Origin of the sequence: Nostoc sp., from assembly GCF_036917935.1 — a bacterium.
Lineage (GTDB): Bacteria > Cyanobacteriota > Cyanobacteriia > Cyanobacteriales > Nostocaceae > Nostoc.
This window is the reverse complement of sequence record NZ_JBALEL010000027.1, coordinates 135,982-155,007: the sequence shown is the minus strand read 5'-3', so window position 1 is coordinate 155,007 and position 19,026 is coordinate 135,982. Positions and strand designations below refer to the sequence as shown.

Annotated in this window: 13 protein-coding genes and 1 tRNA gene; 7 read left to right on the top strand and 7 right to left on the bottom strand. The window is 42.1% G+C overall.

The window, feature by feature from the left end; all coding sequences use genetic code 11:
* Window positions 1–530 precede the first annotated feature (530 nt).
* The gene (gene leuC, locus V7K62_RS11870; RefSeq protein WP_334864121.1) at window positions 531–1,934 is read left to right on the top strand and encodes a 3-isopropylmalate dehydratase large subunit; all 1,404 of its coding nucleotides are present in this window, start codon (window positions 531–533) and stop codon (window positions 1,932–1,934) included.
* A gap of 61 nt (window positions 1,935–1,995) precedes the next feature.
* Complete coding sequence (leuD, locus tag V7K62_RS11865; RefSeq protein ID WP_334864119.1) at window positions 1,996–2,604, top strand: 3-isopropylmalate dehydratase small subunit; 609 nt, start codon at window positions 1,996–1,998, stop codon at window positions 2,602–2,604.
* Window positions 2,605–3,445: 841 nt separating this feature from the next.
* Here the strand turns inward: leuD and V7K62_RS31525 are convergent.
* Window positions 3,446–3,616, bottom strand: coding sequence for an IS4/Tn5 family transposase DNA-binding protein (locus tag V7K62_RS31525; RefSeq protein WP_442937258.1), 171 nt, complete (start codon window positions 3,614–3,616; stop codon window positions 3,446–3,448).
* Window positions 3,617–3,954: 338 nt separating this feature from the next.
* On the opposite strand from V7K62_RS31525, the gene V7K62_RS11860 reads away from it, so the two are divergent.
* A complete protein-coding gene (locus tag V7K62_RS11860; RefSeq protein WP_334864118.1) occupies window positions 3,955–5,499 on the top strand; it encodes a calcium-binding protein in 1,545 nt (514 codons plus the stop codon).
* Between the two features lie 495 nt (window positions 5,500–5,994).
* A complete protein-coding gene (locus V7K62_RS11855; protein WP_334864117.1) occupies window positions 5,995–6,501 on the top strand; it encodes a DUF6174 domain-containing protein in 507 nt (168 codons plus the stop codon).
* Window positions 6,502–6,814: 313 nt separating this feature from the next.
* Here the strand turns inward: V7K62_RS11855 and V7K62_RS11850 are convergent, their stop codons facing one another.
* The gene (locus V7K62_RS11850; protein ID WP_334864116.1) at window positions 6,815–8,008 is read right to left on the bottom strand and encodes an FAD-dependent oxidoreductase; all 1,194 of its coding nucleotides are present in this window, start codon (window positions 8,006–8,008) and stop codon (window positions 6,815–6,817) included.
* A 693-nt stretch (window positions 8,009–8,701) separates the two neighbouring features.
* On the opposite strand from V7K62_RS11850, the gene V7K62_RS11845 reads away from it, so the two are divergent.
* From V7K62_RS11845 to V7K62_RS11835, 3 genes are read left to right on the top strand one after another with little or no spacing between them, the layout of a single operon-like run.
* Window positions 8,702–9,250 carry a (2Fe-2S)-binding protein gene (locus V7K62_RS11845; RefSeq protein WP_334864115.1) on the top strand — a complete coding sequence of 183 codons (549 nt, stop codon included), beginning with the start codon at window positions 8,702–8,704 and terminating at the stop codon, window positions 9,248–9,250.
* A complete protein-coding gene (locus tag V7K62_RS11840) occupies window positions 9,237–10,214 on the top strand; it encodes an FAD binding domain-containing protein (protein ID WP_334864114.1) in 978 nt (325 codons plus the stop codon). The genes V7K62_RS11845 and V7K62_RS11840 overlap by 14 nt, the downstream gene beginning before the upstream one ends.
* Window positions 10,211–12,400, top strand: coding sequence for a xanthine dehydrogenase family protein molybdopterin-binding subunit (locus V7K62_RS11835; protein ID WP_334864113.1), 2,190 nt, complete (start codon window positions 10,211–10,213; stop codon window positions 12,398–12,400). The genes V7K62_RS11840 and V7K62_RS11835 overlap by 4 nt, the downstream gene beginning before the upstream one ends.
* Before the next feature lie 315 nt (window positions 12,401–12,715).
* Here V7K62_RS11835 and argJ read toward each other — a convergent pair whose 3' ends face one another.
* The 5 genes from argJ to V7K62_RS11810 form a co-directional block, all read right to left on the bottom strand.
* The gene (gene argJ / locus V7K62_RS11830; RefSeq protein ID WP_334864112.1) at window positions 12,716–13,879 is read right to left on the bottom strand and encodes a bifunctional glutamate N-acetyltransferase/amino-acid acetyltransferase ArgJ; all 1,164 of its coding nucleotides are present in this window, start codon (window positions 13,877–13,879) and stop codon (window positions 12,716–12,718) included.
* Between the two features lie 252 nt (window positions 13,880–14,131).
* On the bottom strand, window positions 14,132–15,646 hold the full coding sequence (locus V7K62_RS11825) for a hybrid sensor histidine kinase/response regulator (protein WP_334864111.1): 1,515 nt from the start codon (window positions 15,644–15,646) through the stop codon (window positions 14,132–14,134).
* A gap of 18 nt (window positions 15,647–15,664) precedes the next feature.
* Entirely contained in the window at window positions 15,665–17,641 is a 1,977-nt protein-coding gene (locus V7K62_RS11820; RefSeq protein WP_334864110.1) for a PAS domain S-box protein, read from the bottom strand.
* 460 nt (window positions 17,642–18,101) lie between these two features.
* Window positions 18,102–18,175, bottom strand: a tRNA-Val gene (locus V7K62_RS11815).
* Between the two features lie 224 nt (window positions 18,176–18,399).
* Window positions 18,400–19,020 (bottom strand): hypothetical protein, encoded by a 621-nt coding sequence (locus V7K62_RS11810; RefSeq protein ID WP_334864109.1) that lies wholly within the window; start codon window positions 19,018–19,020, stop codon window positions 18,400–18,402.
* Window positions 19,021–19,026 lie beyond the last annotated feature (6 nt).

The window sequence follows — 19,026 nt, the reverse complement described above, 5'->3', positions numbered from 1 at the left end:
TTCTAGTTTCCTCCTAGCAGTAGGTAAAAGGTTTATAGGGGCTAGACGAATCAGCATTTTGAAACAATTTGTTTCAAACGAAACAGGACTTGCACGGCAGTTGCTTCTCCCAAGGGGAGACGCTACGCGAACAAGTCGGCATAGCCGCCCAACGCACTGCCTCACTAATGCAAATAGGGTAGGGCATACCCGAATTAACGCTTAGGGAGAATCCCACCTCTGGTTTAGACGACGCAAGGAATCACTGGTTTTGTGGTTTCGTTGAACTAAGAATCCCCGTCGATTTATCGCGGGGAGTGTCAAATCTTTGCATCTCAATATTTCGGAGAATTTTTGCTTTTGCTACCTCAAAGGTGAGCTAATGGTTTTAGGACTGTTGTCCCTTGAGCGAGGTACAAGAACCCCACCCCCAACCCCTCCCCGCTCTTCGAGAGGGGAGTATGAGGTAAGTAATATTTAAGTGATCTGCAAAAAACTAGACTCTTTTTTGATACTATTTAAGTCCGGACTCTTTAAATATTGATTGACGTATGAGCAAAGGTACCCTGTTTGATAAAGTTTGGGACTTACACACCGTTGGTACACTTCCCTCAGGGCTGACGCAACTATTTATCGGGCTTCACCTAATTCATGAAGTCACCAGTCCCCAAGCTTTTGCAATGTTACGCGAGAGGGGTCTAAAAGTACTGTTTCCAGAGCGTACCGTTGCCACGGTCGATCATATTGTGCCCACAGAAAATCAGGCGCGTCCCTTTGCCGATAGCTTGGCAGAGGAAATGATTCAGGCGCTCGAACATAACTGTCAAGAAAATAACATAACTTTTTACAATATTGGTTCTGGTAGTCAGGGTATAGTTCATGTGATCGCTCCCGAACTGGGACTTACTCAACCAGGAATGACGATCGCTTGTGGAGATAGTCACACTTCCAGTCATGGGGCATTTGGTGCGATCGCATTTGGTATTGGTACTAGTCAAGTCCGGGATGTTCTCGCTTCCCAAACCCTCGCCCTCTCGAAACTGAAAGTCCGCAAAATTGAAGTTAACGGCACTCTCAACCCAGGAGTTTACGCCAAAGATGTCATTCTGCATATCATCCGCACCCTTGGCGTTAAAGGTGGTGTGGGCTATGGCTACGAATTTGCAGGTACGACATTTGAGCAAATGAATATGGAAGAAAGGATGACTGTCTGCAATATGGCGATCGAAGGCGGTGCTAGATGCGGCTACGTCAATCCCGATCAAGTCACCTACGATTACCTCAAAGGCAGAGATTTTGCCCCCAAAGATGCAGATTGGGATCAAGCAGTGGCTTGGTGGCAATCGATCAAGAGTGATGTTGATGCCCAGTACGATGATGTGGTCGTATTCGACGCTGCGGAAATTTCTCCGACTGTTACCTGGGGGATTACTCCCGGTCAAGGTATCGGTATCAACCAGTCAATACCTCAGCCAGAAGAACTGCTGGAAGAAGACCGATTTATTGCCGAAGAAGCTTACCGCTATATGGATTTATATCCTGGTCAACCCATTAAGGGCACCAAAATAGATGTCTGCTTCATTGGTAGTTGCACCAACGGCAGAATTAGTGATTTGCGAGAAGCTGCGAAAATCGCCAAAGGTCGCCATGTTGCAGAGGGAATCAAAGCCTTCGTTGTCCCTGGTTCTGAAAGGGTGAAGGAAGAGGCGGAAGCTGAAGGACTGGATAAAATCTTTCAGGAAGCTGGATTTGAATGGCGTGAACCGGGATGTTCGATGTGCCTGGCCATGAACCCCGATAAGCTACAAGGAAGACAAATCAGCGCCTCCTCTTCTAACCGCAACTTTAAAGGAAGACAGGGTTCATCCTCCGGTCGGACATTGTTAATGAGTCCGGCGATGGTCGCCACTGCTGCGATTAAAGGCGAAGTTTCTGATGTGCGCGAGTTGCTGTAACCCCTCCCTGCAAGCGAGGGGAATGGAGAAATCTCAATTATTCAAGTAAGAACTTAAGTTTATGGTGAGTGAAGTTAAAACAGTTTCAGGGCGCGGTATACCCTTAGTGGGCAATGATATAGATACCGATCGGATTATTCCCGCGCGATATTTGAAAGCCGTTACCTTTGATGGGTTAGGCGAAGGCGCGTTTATTGATGACCGGACAGCACTTAAAGGTGAACATGCCTTTGACCAACCCCAATACCAAGGCGCGAAGATTTTAATAGTTAACCGTAACTTTGGCTGTGGTTCATCACGGGAACATGCACCCCAAGCGATCGCCAAATGGGGAATCCAAGCTTTAATCGGTGAAAGCTTCGCCGAAATCTTTTTCGGTAACTGTGTGGCAATGGGCATACCTTGTCTGACAGCCGATGCTGTTACTGTTAAACAACTGCAAGAGTTAGTCGCTGCCAATCCTCAAGCTGCCGTGACGGTAAATCTGGAAACTTTGCAAGTGCAAATTGGTGATTTCACTGCCCCAGTTGCGATCGAAGAAGGTACCAGAAGCACATTTATTTCTGGAACTTGGGATGCTTGCGGTCAGTTAGTAGCTAACGCTGACCAAGTTCGGGCAACGGCTGTAAAATTACCCTACGTCGGTTGGGGCAATTTAGCCGCGAGTTAGTATTCTCTCATTCCCTGCTTGTGAGCGAGGGAATGATATTCATCTTCGGTAACTTACTTGTGATTCCTGCCTGGACTCTCCCTCAGCCGTAGCCTACTAGGCTACGGTGTACACACAAGTTATCCGATTACCCAAAATCTAAAACCTCACTCTGTCCTATCGCACATCCCTCTCCTTAAGCAGAGGGGCAGGTTTTGCTATAGACCTCTTGCAAAAGTCCATAACACCCCACCCCCAACCCCTCCCCGCTCTTCGGGAGGGGAGCGTTTGCTTTACTCAAATGCGGGGTGGGGTTCTTTATTTTTGATTTATGCAAGAGGTCTTATGCAAAACCAGGGTGAGGTTCTTTTATTATGGGCAATCCAGCAGACACGATATGAACCGTCGAATTCACCTAACTCTAGAACGGAAATATTGAATCAGATTAAAGTATTACATTTTACTCATTAGATATAGCGTTTCCTAATCACATGAGGTGCATCTTAGCCCCCTCTTCGCTTGCGGGGAGGGGTTCTTGTACCTCACTCAACCGAGAACCGCTATAAATACTTGTTTGAGAGTAAATGCAAAAATAAATGCTTCAACTTCAGTAAAACCCCTGAGTCGAGGACTAAAGGAATTTATTTTTAGTAGCTGCTGTTAGAGGATGTTTGAAAAGTCCTATTGTAGGTATCAAAACGTTCTAGATCCCCCTAAATCCACGCCACTTGCTTCACTTGGGGAGACCCCAAGACCGCAGTGGCTCCCCTTAAAAAGGGGGACTTTAATTCCGGTTCCCCCCGATAAATTGGGGGACTTTAATTCCGGTTCCCCCCTTTTTAAGGGGGGTTAGGAGGGATCGCTAAGTGTCTAAAATCACGGCGAAATACTTTTCAAACATCCTCTTAAATACTTTGGATAAAGACTCACAATATTTTACAGATAAACACTCACTTATTAATACTGCACAATGATTTAAGCAGTTGTCACTAAAGTCACAATACGAACACGGCTTAGTATTTAATATTGTCATTTATTCAACGCTACTTAGATTTATTGGAACTTTAGCGAAAATAGTTCAATCAGTTGAAAGCTAGTTTATAAAAGGCATTCGCGAGCTATTCTTTCATTTTAAGATGACGTGAAAAGTCAGAATGTAGTCAGGTCAGTCTATAAAGTTCATAGTGAAGAAATTTTACAAAAACCAATATTCTGCATAAAAGAAGAACATATCTCTGAGTAATACTTATCAGCTACAAACTATAAGTTTTCTAGTTGGTAGACAGAAACTAGTACTTTGATACTTTTCTTATAAATAAAGTATTAGTAACTGATTGTTCACTTAAAAATTAAGAATTAGGAGTATTAATCATGGCAGTAAATTGGATTCCAGGCCCAGGGCCGACTAATGGAGCAGATATAGGTACTAGTAATGCCGCTTCTGATAACTTCAATGGTTTTGGTGGAAATGACAGCCTTTATGGTGGTGCTGGTAATGATCTGTTACGAGGTGGCGATGGTATCGACTTTCTAGCCGGTGGAGACGGGGACGATACCATACTCGGAGATCGTGGCAACGACACCTTCATCGGCGGAAACGGCAACGATCGCCTGATCTGGAACAATGGTGACGGTAGCGACAGAATCAGTGGTAACGCTGGTTATGACGTGGTTGAGGTCAACGGCGCGGGTGTGGGAGACAACTTCCGCCTGGAACAAGATGCTCAAGGTAGAGCAATCTTTGATCGGCTGAACCTGGTTCCCTTCACCTTAACTGTAGACAGCGCCGAAAGGTTTGAAATCAATGGTGGTGGAGGTGATGACATCCTCGATGTCAACTACCTGTCTGGGACTGCTGTAAATGCGGTATGGTTCACAGGCGGGGCTGGAAATGACTTCCTGGATGGTAGTGGCACAGCGACACCGTTGAGAGGCTTGGGCGGTGAGGGTAATGACAGCCTGACAGGTGGTGCTGGCAATGACAACCTCTATGGTGGTGCTGGTAATGATCTGTTACGAGGTGGCGATGGTATCGACTTTCTATCTGGTGGAGACGGGGACGATACCATACTCGGAGATCGTGGCAACGACACCTTCATCGGCGGAAACGGCAACGATCGCCTGATCTGGAACAATGGTGACGGTAGCGACAGAATCAGTGGTAACGCTGGTTATGACGTGGTTGAGGTCAACGGCGCGGGTGTGGGAGACAACTTCCGCCTGGAACAAGATGCTCAAGGTAGAGCAATCTTTGATCGGCTGAACCTGGTTCCCTTCACCTTAACTGTAGACAGCGCCGAAAGGTTTGAAATCAATGGTGGTGGAGGTGATGACATCCTCGATGTCAACTACCTGTCTGGGACTGCTGTAAATGCGGTATGGTTCACAGGCGGGGCTGGAAATGACTTCCTGGATGGTAGTGGCACAGCGACACCGTTGAGAGGCTTTGGTGGTGAGGGTAATGATATCCTCTATGGTGGTGCTGGCAATGACAATCTCTATGGAGATGCTGGTAATGATACCTTACGAGGTGGTAAAGGTAATGACATCCTGACTGGTGGTGCTGGTAGCGATCGCTTTGTGTTCAACTCAGGCACTTGGTTCAATAGTGCTGATCTGGGTGTAGATAAAATTACTGACTTCAGCAGCTATAGTGATAAAATTGTCCTCGATAAGACAAATTTCGTAGGACTCAATTATCTGTCCCAAATTAAGATAGTAGCTAATGATGCAGCAGCAGCAACTAGCTCTGGACTCATTACTTACAGTGTTGGAACTGGTAACTTGTTCTACAACCAAAACTTAACATCACCAGGCTTTGGGACAGGTAGTCTGTTTGCCAACATTGATAACGATAACAATCAATTCACAGCCTCACCAGTATTAGCAACTACAAACTTTGAGATCGTTGCGTAATCACACATCTCTCAAAATCCCCAGAATCTAAGGCATGTCTGCAAGCTTGCAGCTAGATCGCAATAGCCGCGATTATCAGCATTGCTAATTAGGGATAATTGAATCCTCCCCGGACTTTAAAGTCCGGGGAGAATTATAATTTATACTCTACCAGGCAACAGGAAACAAACAGGCTTGAAAGTCTCTTGTTGTCCTTGTTTTCTCATTAGTTCAATCCAGATAGGTACGCAAGATTTAAGAATTGCTGCGTAGGCGTAGCTAGCCGTAGGCATCGCTTGGACGAAGCAGGCATAATCAAAAATCTTTTAGCAAAGTTCCTAATTGATATATTGAAACTTGAACTATGGATGGGTATTCTTAAAAAATGTAGATTTATTTATCTCTGAAAGAATTTTAATTAAAAGATAAAGTTTCTTTAAATAGCCTCTCGTAGAGAAGTTAAAATTTGCTGTATTATAATAATAATTAGGGTTTTTAAAACTAACATAGACTAATATGCGTTTACCTATCATTATCAGTGCAACACTATTGCTATCTCTAGGTCTGAACCTCCCAGCGATGTCCGAAACCAGCGCAGAGAAAGCACAATGTCAAAGGCAAACAAATAATAACTTGAATTTCAGACGCTTAAGATTTAATAGCCGTTTGTGGGATCAGGCAAATATTTCTAACTATCGCATTACGGTTAGTAACAGTTGCTTCTGTATACCAGATGCTAGAGGGCCAGTAGTTATTGAAGTACGCAATGGTCGAACAGCTTCAATCACTTCTGTAGCTACAGGTAAACCAATTAATCCACAATTCTTTGAAAAATACAACACAATTCCCAAGCTTTTTAATGTGATTCAAGATGCTATCAACCGTAAGGCATACAGCCTGGATGTACGATATAATGCTAAACTCGGCTATCCAACCCAAATTAATATCGATTACGATAGTCAAATAGCTGATGAAGAAATCTATCTAACAATTGAGAATTTTCAAGAAATTAAAATTAGATAGATACTAAGCTGATTACTTCCGCTCAATTTCGACCAAAAATAGGAGTAAATTAGCAACTCCAAAAGGAGATTTAATACTTCACTTTATCCCAAAAAGGTGATGGCGTCACTTGGCACAAAAATTAACAATTTGATGAATTTATGTTAATTTTACGCGAATAATTCTCAATTATTCAACGAATTTGTTGTGTTTGAGAGCTTGACTAAAAACAGTCACTTCTGATATTCTCAAATTACTCGATAAGATTAGCACTTCCTATAAGTTTTTGCGCTAATTGTGATAAAAGTAGCTTTACTCGATACCACACTAAAATTTAACTGGTTACAGATGGCTTGAAATTGTACACCCATTTGTGAAAATCATCATTAAGACTCATTTGCCGCTCTTGCGTCTGCCCAGTAGATGCCACGGTATTAGTGTCGTAGTACCGCATCTCACCCAAGGCACTACGAGCTTGGATGATTTTTGTGCGCTCGATGCGACGCTGTTCGTAGCTAGTCAGAGCTTCTTGGAGATTAGCAAAATCAGAAAAACACTCTCGCAGTTGGTATGCATCTTCAAAAGTGGTATTGGCTCCTTGTCCCATAGCAGGCGCCATTGGATGAGCGGCATCGCCTAAGAGAGTGACTCTGCCGTGACTCCATTGAGTTAACGGTGGGCGATCGCAAATCGGCCCTTCCCAAATTTGCTCGGCTGGTGTGGCTTTGACCACCGCCCGAAAGGATTCATCCCAGTCGGCTAATTCATGGAGAATGCGAGACTTCACCTCATCGGCGCTGTGGGAAAGGGAGTATTCAGGCGAGAACTTCCGACTAATCCAACTGGTATAGCCGCCGCCCACATTGAGAAGGTACATAAACTGTTGATTGCCTTTGACAAAAACTAGTTCATAGTCATTAAATAGCTCGTGGTGATAATTGATAACGGCACGCCAACACATACTACCGATATAATTAGGCTTACCCTCGCCAAATAAAGTTTCTCTGATCACAGAGTTGACGCCATCAGCCCCAATCAGCAAATCTGCATATACCGATTTTTCGCCATCAAAATGAATTTCCACACCGTTGTCATCTTGCTGAAAGCCGATGCAGCGATGATTGAGATGAATGATGTCAGAGGGCAATCTCGAGGCTAAGACTTGCTGTAGACGATACCACCAAACAGTCAACAACGGTTGTCCGTATTGCTCTAAATATTTAGTTGCGTTAGTTCGGATTGTTTCTGCCTGAATATTCTTTAAAACCGTGTGGTGAACCTCGCACCCTGAACTTTTGAGGGTTTCGACAATTCCCGGCGCGATCGCATCTAGAGAATTTAAGCCATTAGGAGCCAAGCCTAGTCCAGTTCCCGCCGGGCGAAATTCTTGGGCTTTTTCGTATACTTGAGCGTCTATTCCTTGACTTCTCAGTGCTATAGCAGCAGCCAAACCGCCTGGGCCAGCACCGATAATAGCAACTTTCTCTACTATGGGTTTGGATAATTTCTGAGTTAGATTAGTGTTCATAATTTAGAAGTCAATATTCAGAATATCCCTACGAATATATCCGCTTTCTCCATGCCTAAATACAGTTGCTCTGCAACCTAGATCGACAGTCGTTATTTTGACTCCTGAGTACTTTTTAGTCAATCCTCCTTAAGAGGATGTTTGAAAAGTATTTGGCTGTGATTTTAGGCACTTTGATCCCCCCTAACCCCCCTTAAAAAGGGAGGAACCGGAGTCAAAGTCCCCCAATTTATCGGGGGATTTAGGGGGATCTAAAATATTCTGATATTGCCGTTACCTTCTTGGATTCTAAATGTCAGGAAGTTAAACTAGAGCAGCCTCAGACATTTTATCGCTACTATAGTAACAGTGAAAATAAATATAGCGGTTATCGACCCAGTGAGGTACAATTTTGACCTCACTTCCATTCCTCTCTCCTAAAACGAGAGAGGCTTTGAATTGTTCCCCCTTCCCGAAGCGGGAAGGGGGTTAGGTCTATTTGCATACTTGTACCTCACCGGATTAAAAATGGCTAGATGGCAAGTATTTAACAACTGACAAATATAAAACAAATGTAGAATTACCAGAAAAATCTCTAACTTGCCTATTTACTTAAACATTATCGTTACGATAAAAGTACTGAGTAACAATTATTACTTGCAACTCAGCACTATTTTACTAAAAGTAATGATCTAATTATTATCTGCATAAAACATGAAAGAAAATTCCTTAGCCCCAATAACTTCAGACTCACTAACTCAGGAATTAAAAATATTCGGTTTAGAGGAAGTAGACTTATCGTTGAATATCAATAATGTTTCCTACACCCTAAAGCTAGAACCTCGTGTTACTTTACTGGATGCACTTCGGGAAAAGCTGGGTTTGATGGGCACTAAAAAAGCTTGCGATCGCGGTGAATGTGGTGCATGTACTGTATTAGTTAATAATCGGCGAATTAACTCTTGTATGACGCTAGCAGTAATGCACATCGATGCTGAAATTACCACAATTGAGGGATTAGCACAAGATGGCAAACTCCACCCCATGCAAACAGCTTTTATTACCCATGATGCTTTTCAATGTGGTTACTGTACATCGGGTCAAATTATCTCAGCCGTAGGGATGATATTAGAAGAATCGCCAAAATCGGAGGCAGAAATTAGAGAAAAAATGAGTGGAAACCTTTGCCGTTGTGGAGCATACCCGAATATTATTGCCGCGATTTGGAATGTATTAGAGGAAATGGAAGATGCAGCCATTTAGTTATGCTAAAGTTACCTCACAAGAAACTGCGATCGCCACAGTTGAGCAAGACAAAACTGCTGCATTTATTGCTGGTGGTACAGATTTACTCGGATTGATGAAGGATGGAGTTCAAACAGCGAATATATTAATTGATATTAATAGTTTGCCCTTAGCAGATATTGAATTTCTTGCGAATGGAATCCGCATTGGTGCTATCTCTCGCATGAGTGATGTAGCTTTTCATCCCCAAATTCAAGAATGTTATCCAGTAATTAGCCAAGCTTTATTACAAAGCGCTTCACCGCAGCTGCGAAATATGGCAACAGTGGGCGGAAATTTACTGCAAAGAGTTCGCTGTGGTTATTTTCGCGATCCGGTTTTTTCTTGTAATAAACGCACTCCCGGTCTAGGTTGTTCGGCAATTACAGGTTACAATCGAATGCACGCTATTTTCGGGGCGAGTGAACATTGTATTGCCGTTCATCCCTCAGATTTAGCTGTAGCCCTAACAGCATTAGATGCGGTAATTTGCATCCAAGGGGCAGAAAAAGCACGTCGAGTTTCAATTCATGATTTTTATCTCTTACCAGGTGAGACACCAGCAAATGAAACTCTATTACAGCCGGGAGAATTAATTGTTGCCATTGAAGTGGCTGATTTTGCACATAAGTCTCATTATTTAAAAGTAAGAGATCGAGCTGCTTACGAATTTGCTCTCGTTTCCGTAGCTGTTGCCTTAGATATAGAACAAAATATCATCAAATCAGCACGAATCGCTTTTGGGGGAGTAGCACCCAAACCTTGGCGTGCATGGGAAGCTGAGGAATTTCTTCCAGGAAAACCAATCAATGAAGCGACGTTTACAGCCGCCGCCGCAGTAGCTATCAAAGAAGCGAAACCGCAAACACACAATGAATTCAAAATTGAATTAGTCAAACGCGCTTTGGTACGCGCCCTCTCAGTTGTGGCAGAAAGATTATGAATAAAATTATCGGTAAACAACTCGATCGCGTTGATGGCAGACTGAAAGTTACGGGAGAAGCACCCTACACAGCAGACGTGCCAATAGATAATCTAGCTTATGGAGTGATTTTTCAAAGCGCGATCGCCAGCGGTAAAATTATCCAAATAGACACATCCGCAGCCGCAATCGCCCCTGGTGTGTTAGATATCGTTACTTACCAACAAACCCCATCTCTGGTAAAAATACCCTTCTTTGGCCCTCAACAACCTCAGTCAACCGAAAAAGACCATAACATCTACTACGATGGTCAACATCTGGGGGTTGTAATTGCCCAAACTTTAGAACAAGCTGAAACTGCTGCCTCTAGGGTAAAAATTATCTACCAAGAAGCCATTCCTACAGTCACAACGGCACACACAGAGATATTTGAACCCGAATCAATATTTTTTGGCATGATGCCAGGTAAAATTACCAGAGGGGATGTAGAATTAGGGAAAGCCCAGGCAGATGTGCTGGTAGAGCAAGTTTATACCACGCCAATGGAACATCATAATCCCCTAGAACCTTCTGCAACGATCGCAATGTGGGAAGGGGATAATTTGACATTGTATGAAACCACTCAAGGCATTTCTGCAACCCAAAGAGTAATTGCATCTATTCTAAATATTCCTCAAGAAAATGTCCGCGTCATCTCCAAATATTTAGGGGGAGGATTTGGTTGTAAAGTACTGCTGCGATCGCATACTATTTTAGCTGCTTTCGCATCTCGTCAAGTAAAGCGCCCTGTAAAAGTTGTGCTAACGCGATCGCAAATGTACACAGCTTGCGGACATAGATCCCAAACTCAGCAGCAGCTAACGTTAGGTGCAACCAATGAAGGCAAACTAACCGTCATCAATCACATTGGTACATCCTTAACTTCCCTGTTTGATGACTTTGTAGAACCTGTGGGTGCTGCAACAATAATGATCTACGCTTGTCCCAATTTGGAAATTAAATATCGTTTGGCACGTCTCAATACTGCCACACCAACCTTTATGCGTGGGCCGGGAGAAGCGACGGGAATGTTTGCCCTAGAATCAGCAATGGATGAACTGGCATACACTTTAAATATTGACCCAATTGAACTAAGACTGAGAAATCATGCAGATATCGATCCGCACCAAGAATTACCTTGGTCAAGTAAATCCCTGAAAGAATGTTATCAAAAAGGGGCAGAAATTTTTGGTTGGTTACAACGCAATCCAGTCCCCCGTTCCATGCGGGATGGTTATTTTCTGATAGGTTGGGGAATGGCAAGTGCAACATTTCCCACCAACGCTCAAACTGCATCAGTCAAGGTAGAAATTTTTGCCACTGGAGAAGTGAAAGTACAAAGTGGTACTCAAGACATCGGTACTGGCACGTATACAGTGATGACGCAGGTAGCCGCTGAAGTATTAGGCTTACCAGTGCAGTTTGAATTAGGTGATACCAATCTTCCTAAAGCCCCGATTGCCGGGAACTCAATTACAGTTGCGAGTGTTTCTCCGGCGGTGCATAAAGCAGCGATCGCTGCACGGGATAAGATAATTAAAATGGCGATCAAAGATCCAAATTCTCTGCTTTACGAATCTCAAGCAGAAGATATTACCTTTGAGTCAGGGCAAATATTTTTAAAACAAGATCCATCGAAGCGAGACAGCTACATCGATATTCTGCGCCGTCATGGATTAGAAAGTTTAGAAGTTACAGAGGAATCCTCACTCAGCGCAGACAGCAAACTATACGCCAAACACTCATTTGGGGCGATATTTGTGGAAGTTGCAGTCGATGAATTGTTGGGAGAAATCAAAGTCAGACGTTGCGTAGGCGTTTATGGTGCTGGGCGAATTCTCAACTTCAAGACAGCGCGGAGTCAAGTTCTCGGCGGGATTACATGGGGAATCGGTATGGCGCTAATGGAAAAAACCGTAATGGATACTAATCAGGGCAGAATAGTTGGTGCCAATCTTTCCGATTACCTGATTCCCGTTCATGCAGATATCCCCAATATGGAAGTGCAATTTATTGAAGAACACGATCCTTATGTGAATGCACTCGGAACCAAAAGCCTGGGGGAACTTCCAATTGTTGGCGTAGCCGCTGCCATATCTAATGCAGTTTATCATGCCACAGGTAAGCGGATTCGTGACCTGCCAATTACACCAGATAAATTGTTGTGAGTAAATCGGTTTGTAATTAAAAAGGCGGTTAGAAACCGCGTCTACACAAACAAAACCCACCTCCGTGGGTTTCAAACCCTAATAATATCATGTCCGGCTGATTAGTTGTCATTGCGAACGAAGTAAAGCAATCTCCGAACCCTTGTGATTGCAACTCTTGGAGAGGCTACGCGAACGTTCCACTTCGTTGCACTCGCAACGACTATCGTAAGTTATTAAGCGGACATGATATAAGCTGTTGCGCCTTTAATTTGCACTAATATTTTTCCAATATGATTGTGGGGTGGGCATCTCGCCCGCCCTGATAAGGTCTAATCAAGTTGAATATTTACCATTAATTTCTATATAACCCTCTGAAAGATCGCAACCCCATACAGTTGCAGAGGCTTCACCAATATTAAGACTAACATGAATATCTACTTGATCTTTCGACATAATTTGCCGCAACTGTTCCAGATTTTCATCAGTTAAGCTATTAGGATAAACCTTGACATTATCAAAACTAATAACAACTCGTTCTGGATTTATCTGCTGTTCCTTTTCACATTTGCCTATAGCCATAGCAACTCGTCCCCAATTCGGATCTGCTCCATAGACGGCGGTTTTTACTAATGGTGAATTCACAATTGCTTTAGCTACTGTTTTAGCTTGTGCATAGTTAATCGCTGAATCTACAGTTACCTCAATTATCTTAGTAGCACCTTCTGCATCTCGGGCGATTTTCAGCACCAATTCCTGTGCAACTTCTTGCAATGCACTAGCAAAATCTGGTTCGGAAACTTCACCGGCTATTCCATTAGCTAGAATCACGGCGGAGTCACTAGTAGAAGTATCTGTATCTACACTCAGGCAATTAAAAGTTTTATCTATAGTAGAACGAAAAATAGAACGAAGGCTATTTGCAGAAATTGCAGCGTCAGTAAAAAAGAAAGTTAGGAGGGTAGCCATATTAGGCTCAATCATACCAACACCTTTGGCAATTCCTACCAGCTTGGCATTTCCTATTTGTCGTGTAGCCAGTTTCGCTACTGTATCAGTGGTCATAATACCACGGGCTGCGGCATGAAAATCAGCAGCAGTCAATTTTTTGCCCAATCCTAATAAACCAGCCCGGATTTTTTCAATCGGGTAACGTCTGCCAATTACACCTGTAGAAGCTATCACAATATTATGTGCAGCAATTCCAGTTTCATCTGCAACTAATTGCAAAACCTCTTGAGCGTCAGCAATGCCAACAGAACCATTAGCTACGTTTGCATTCTTAGATATAACGACAATTCCTTGTGCTTGTGAATCTTTTAAATTCTCGCGGCTAATAGTAACACTTGGCCCAGCAAAAAGACTTTGAGTGAAGACTCCATCTGCAACACAAGGAACTGATGATTGAATAAATACAAAATCATCAGTTGTATCTCGTATTCCCAAATTAGTAATGAATGCACTAAAACCTTGAGGTGTGGAAGATATAGGTAATGACATTTTTCGATATTTAATAATTTGCTTTAATTATCTCATACCATTTCCAAAAATCTTTACGACATATTAATCGGCTTAGAAGCGTATAGATAACGTTCCTAGCAATGTACCTGTAGCAAAAATTTCATGAAATTTTAATAGAAGTCAAAAACCGATGAGTCTACCAAAGCAGCTTTGCTAAGTATCCAAAAATTTCACAACATGAAACTTTTTCCCACTCCCACCCTCACCTAGCAATTTTTGGGTTGTCGAGTACTATAAATCAGTTAATCTGAGAGTGAATGTAGTCCATCCATTGCCACTTTCTACTTGAATGTTTCCTTGCAGTTGTTCGACTAATTTCTCTACTATAGATAAACCTAACCCCGAACCACCTTGATTCCAGATATCTGCATTGGGGAGGCGATAAAATCTCTCAAATATTCGTGGTAACTCTATTACCGGAATCTCTGCTGAATTACTGATAGTAATAATAGTTTTTCCGGGCGCTTCCGAGGAATTGTGAGTTACACTTAGGACAATTTCACCACCCGCAGATGTGTATTTACAGGCATTATTCAGCAATTCTACCAAGATTCGTTCCAAACTCATGCCATCTGAGAACAGCGGGGGGAGATTTGAAGGGAGATTCAGCTGTAGAGTTTGCTGATGTTTTTGAACACGGATTTGAAACGGCTCAATAACCCAAACTAACCACTGTTGTAAGAGCAACGCATCAGGTGTAATAACTGGATAGGATGAGCTTTCTAGCCGTTGTAAGTCTAGTAGATCGTTAATTAATTCTAGCTCGCGATCGCACTCACCTTCCATCACTTCTAAATAGCGTTGAGCTTCCTCAGTATTATTAGATAATTGTATCATTTGAATCATCATCTTCATATTACTCAGAGGCGATCGCAATTCGTGAGAAACTAAATTCAAAAAGTCGTTTTTGACTTGATTTATCTCCTCCCATTGCACCACAAGTTGCTCTTGCTCAATTTGCTTTTGACGCGCCTCAATCGCTCGTTTCCGCTCAGTAATATCTCGAAACACTAACACAGCACCTATAATATTATCTTTATCATCTTTAATGGGTGCAGCGCTGTCATCAATTGGTATTTCTGCACCGTCTTTAGCAATCAAAATAGTTTCTGCTGGGAGACTGAAGATAATACCATCTTGAAGAACTTTTACAAGCGGATTTTCAATAGGATTATGAGTTTCGGCATTGGCAATATTGAATACTTCTGATGAATTTCTACCAGAAGCTTCTTCTTGTTTCCATCCAGTCAGCTTTTCAGCAACCGGATTCATAAACGTTATCAATTCTTGCAAATCGCTAGCAATCACACCATCGCTGATACTTCTTAAAAGTGCATCCAGCCATTTTTTGTTAACTTTTAATTGCCTTTCTAAACTATGTTTATTCAGAGTTATTTCAATATTTATTTGTAGTTCTCTTTCTTTAAAAGGTTTGAGTAAGTAGCCAAACGGCTCAGTTATCTTAGCTCGTTCTAATGTGCTTTTATCCGCATAAGCAGTTAAGTAAATTACTGGAATATCCAAACGCTTATAGATTTCTTGAGCAGCTTCTATCCCATCCATTGCCCCTTTGAGCTTAATATCCATTAGTACTAAATCTGGGGATATTTCTATTGCTATATTAATCGCTTCTTCTCCTGAAGAAGCGATGGCAGGAACTGTATAACCAAATTTTCTAAGCCGATATTGTAAGTCTTTGGCAACAATAGCTTCATCTTCCACAACTAAAATTTTTGCGTTTGTCATTTTTTATTAATTGTGTATTTATGGTAAAGGAAATGTCAGCTGACACTCTACTCCAGTAGCGCCTGTAATACTGATATTTCCTGCTAACTGATCGGTTAAAGCATCTACTAACTCCCAGCCTAATGATGCTAGTTTTTTTAAATCAAAGTTTGGTGGTAAGCCAATACCATTATCACTAACTATTAATGTTAAATCGTGATTAATTGTTCTCTTAATTTCAATATCAATTGAACCATTACTCACTTTAGGAAATGCATGTTTTAAGGAATTAGATACAAGCTCATGGATAATTAAGCTACAAGGGATTGCTGTATCTAAGCCGAGATAAACACCATCGTCGGTATTTATTCTCAAAGCGATCGCATCTTCATTGACTTCATAAGCAGTAAATAAACTTGCTACCAAATCTCGAATATATTCACCAAAATTAATCCTTGCCAAGTCTTGAGATTGATACAATTTTTCGTGAACGAGAGCCATTGATGCAATCCGCTGCTGGCTTTGTTGAAATATTACCAAATCATCTTTGTCTTTGATATAGGCAGATTGCAGGTTTAGCAGACTGGAAATAACTTGTAAATTATTTTTGACCCGATGATAAATTTCTTTTAATAACACCTCTTTTTCTAACAGTGATGCTTTAATTTGTTCCTCCCACTGCTGGCGTTCGCGCTGCGCGGCTTGGCGATCGCTAATGTCTTCGACCACAGAAATAAAATACTTTGCCTCCCCACTAGGTTCCCGCATTAAAGACACAGTAAGATTAACCCAAACTATGGAATTATCTTTGCGGAAATAGCGCTTTTCCATCGAGTAAGTTTGAATATTATCTGCTAAAATCTGGTCAACATATTTTAGGTTAATGTTAAGATCCTCTGGGTGAGTAATATCTTGAAAAGTGAGCAACTCTAGTTCTTCGAGTGTGTAACCGAGAATATCGCAAAGCTTCTGATTAACTAATAACCAGCTTCCATCGATTGCGACATGGGCAATGCCAACAGCAGCTTGATGGAATGCAGCACGAAATCGCTGTTCGCTTTCCCGCAATGCTTCTTCTATTCGCTGGCGCTCAGTAATTTCTACCTGTAGAGATTCGTTGATTTTTGTTAACTCTGCTGTCCGTTCCTCAACCTTGCTTTCTAGTTGGTTAAGTAGGCTATTTAGTGTCTCCTCTGCTTGCTTGCGATCGGTAATGTCAGTATGTGAGCCTGCCATTCGTACTACATTACCATCTTCATCCCACAGTGCTTGCCCTCGATCTAAAATCCATTTATAGGTGCCATCTTTGCATAAAGCTCGATACTCGGTAATGTAAAATGGTGTTTTCTGAGCAAAGTGATCTTGAACCGCTTGTATCACCCAGTTGAGATCATCCGAATGCACTCGTGTCAAGCATTCATCTAAATGATTAGAAATTTCGTTGTCTTCGTAACCGAGCATTTCTTTCCAGCGAGGTGAGAAGAAAACTTCATTGGTTTTAAGATTCCAGTCCCAAATTCCATCATTATTGCCGCGCAAAGCTAATTGCCAGCGTTGTTCACTTTCCCTCAACACCTCCTCAGTTCGTATGCGTTCAGCAATTTCCTTTGCTAGTTGGTAGTTTGCAGCCTCTAGTTGGGCAGGACTCGGTAGAGCCAGCGCTTGCGGCATTAATGGCACAAGTTCTATAGCCGTCAATACCGAGACAAAAGCGGTGATAGCTTTGAGTAACCCTGATAGCCAATAGGTAGGATGCCAAAGCGTCCATACATCGATTAAATGGGTTGTGCCACAAGCAACGATGAATATGCTAAACATTAGGAATATCCGGCCGAAAGGTATATCTCGCCGTTTACGGACAAAATAAACCAACATCACTGGAATTGAATAATAAGCAAGTCCAGTCAACACATCTGAAACCAGATGCAACCACACCAATCCTGGTTTCCAGAGGTAGCAATGTCCGTGGGGAATAAACTCGCTAGTAGAGAAAAAATTATTTAAAAATTCCATCATAAAAACCTATTCTAAAGGAGAACTACGTTCGGCCTTCCTCAAAGTTTTATCGTACTAGCCATAGGCTAGAATCGAGTATTAGCTTGAGCTTCTACATTCTGTGTCCGTCATCCTTTCTGAGTTTTTTAATCTGATAATATTAAGATATATTAAAATTAAAGTACCGCGATCGCTTTGGTTATCGTTACCGTAAATCCTCTGAAATAAACCATTTACATCTATAAAAACTTTCAAAAATCACAGTAATATTTTGCTTATAGAATAATCTAATTTTCATCTAGCTGCATACGTGTATTTGCGGACTAACCCAACTCAGTTTGGGTAGGTCAGCACTATTAATCTCTCATATAGTGTCTAGTTAAAGACTTATGATTAAGACCGCAGGGAGTAGGGAAAAAAAGTCGCAATTGACACATTGTTTGTCAATGATGATAAACAATGTGTCATTGCATACAAGTGATGGACGTAACTGGATTCGAACCAGTGACCTCTACGATGTCAACGTAGCGCTCTAACCAACTGAGCTATACGTCCTTAACCACACAATTATCAATAATAGCATATACTTCTCTGACAAGGCAAGATAAAAGACCAAATCAGGCGAACTCTATCAGTCCCGAAGTAATCAAGCGGACATGAGATGAAGTGTTTGTTTGATTCCTAAAGAAGGATGCCCCACTTGCTACAAATGAAACAAACAAGTCAAATCCTCTTCCCTCCTGCCTCCAGCAAGACTGCCTGATTTCCTGAAAGCATCTTTAAATTTCTCGAATCCAAAATGCTAATCCTCCCCCACGACCGCGAGCTGCAATGAAATCTTCTGTGACTAAAAAGAAGGCAAAGAAGGGTAGTTTAGCTATAGGCTGGTTGTAGAAATCTTCTGTTTTAACTTTACCAGAACGGATTGCTCTATTGTAAACAACACGACCAAACAGACTAATAACCATCTGGTTAAAGTCAAACGCCAATAAATTTTTCTTACCTAAATATTGCACTGGCCCCGTGAGCTTCAATAAAACTGGGTTCAATTCAACCTGATTAGCAATTTCGCCTCTGTCTGAATCCTGCGACAAAGTGGCATTAAAGGAAACATAGACGGCAATAAACTTGGGTACATACAAACCCTTGCCTAATACAATTCCCCCGCGCTCTCTGACTTTCTTAGTGCCTGTGACAAAGCAAAGTTGCCATTTACCGAGAAGAAACTCAAACGGATAAGTCAACCGTTGTTGTTTGCCAGCTTTTTCTGCTTGTAGCAACGCATTTACTAATATTTCAGCACTAGGGCGTATGCCTTTTGGTTGTCGATATGCAGCCGCAGCTTGGGATAGCACGCTCACAAAGTCAAATGTTGCTGTAGGTGTTAAATTAGCCGTCATGAAGCC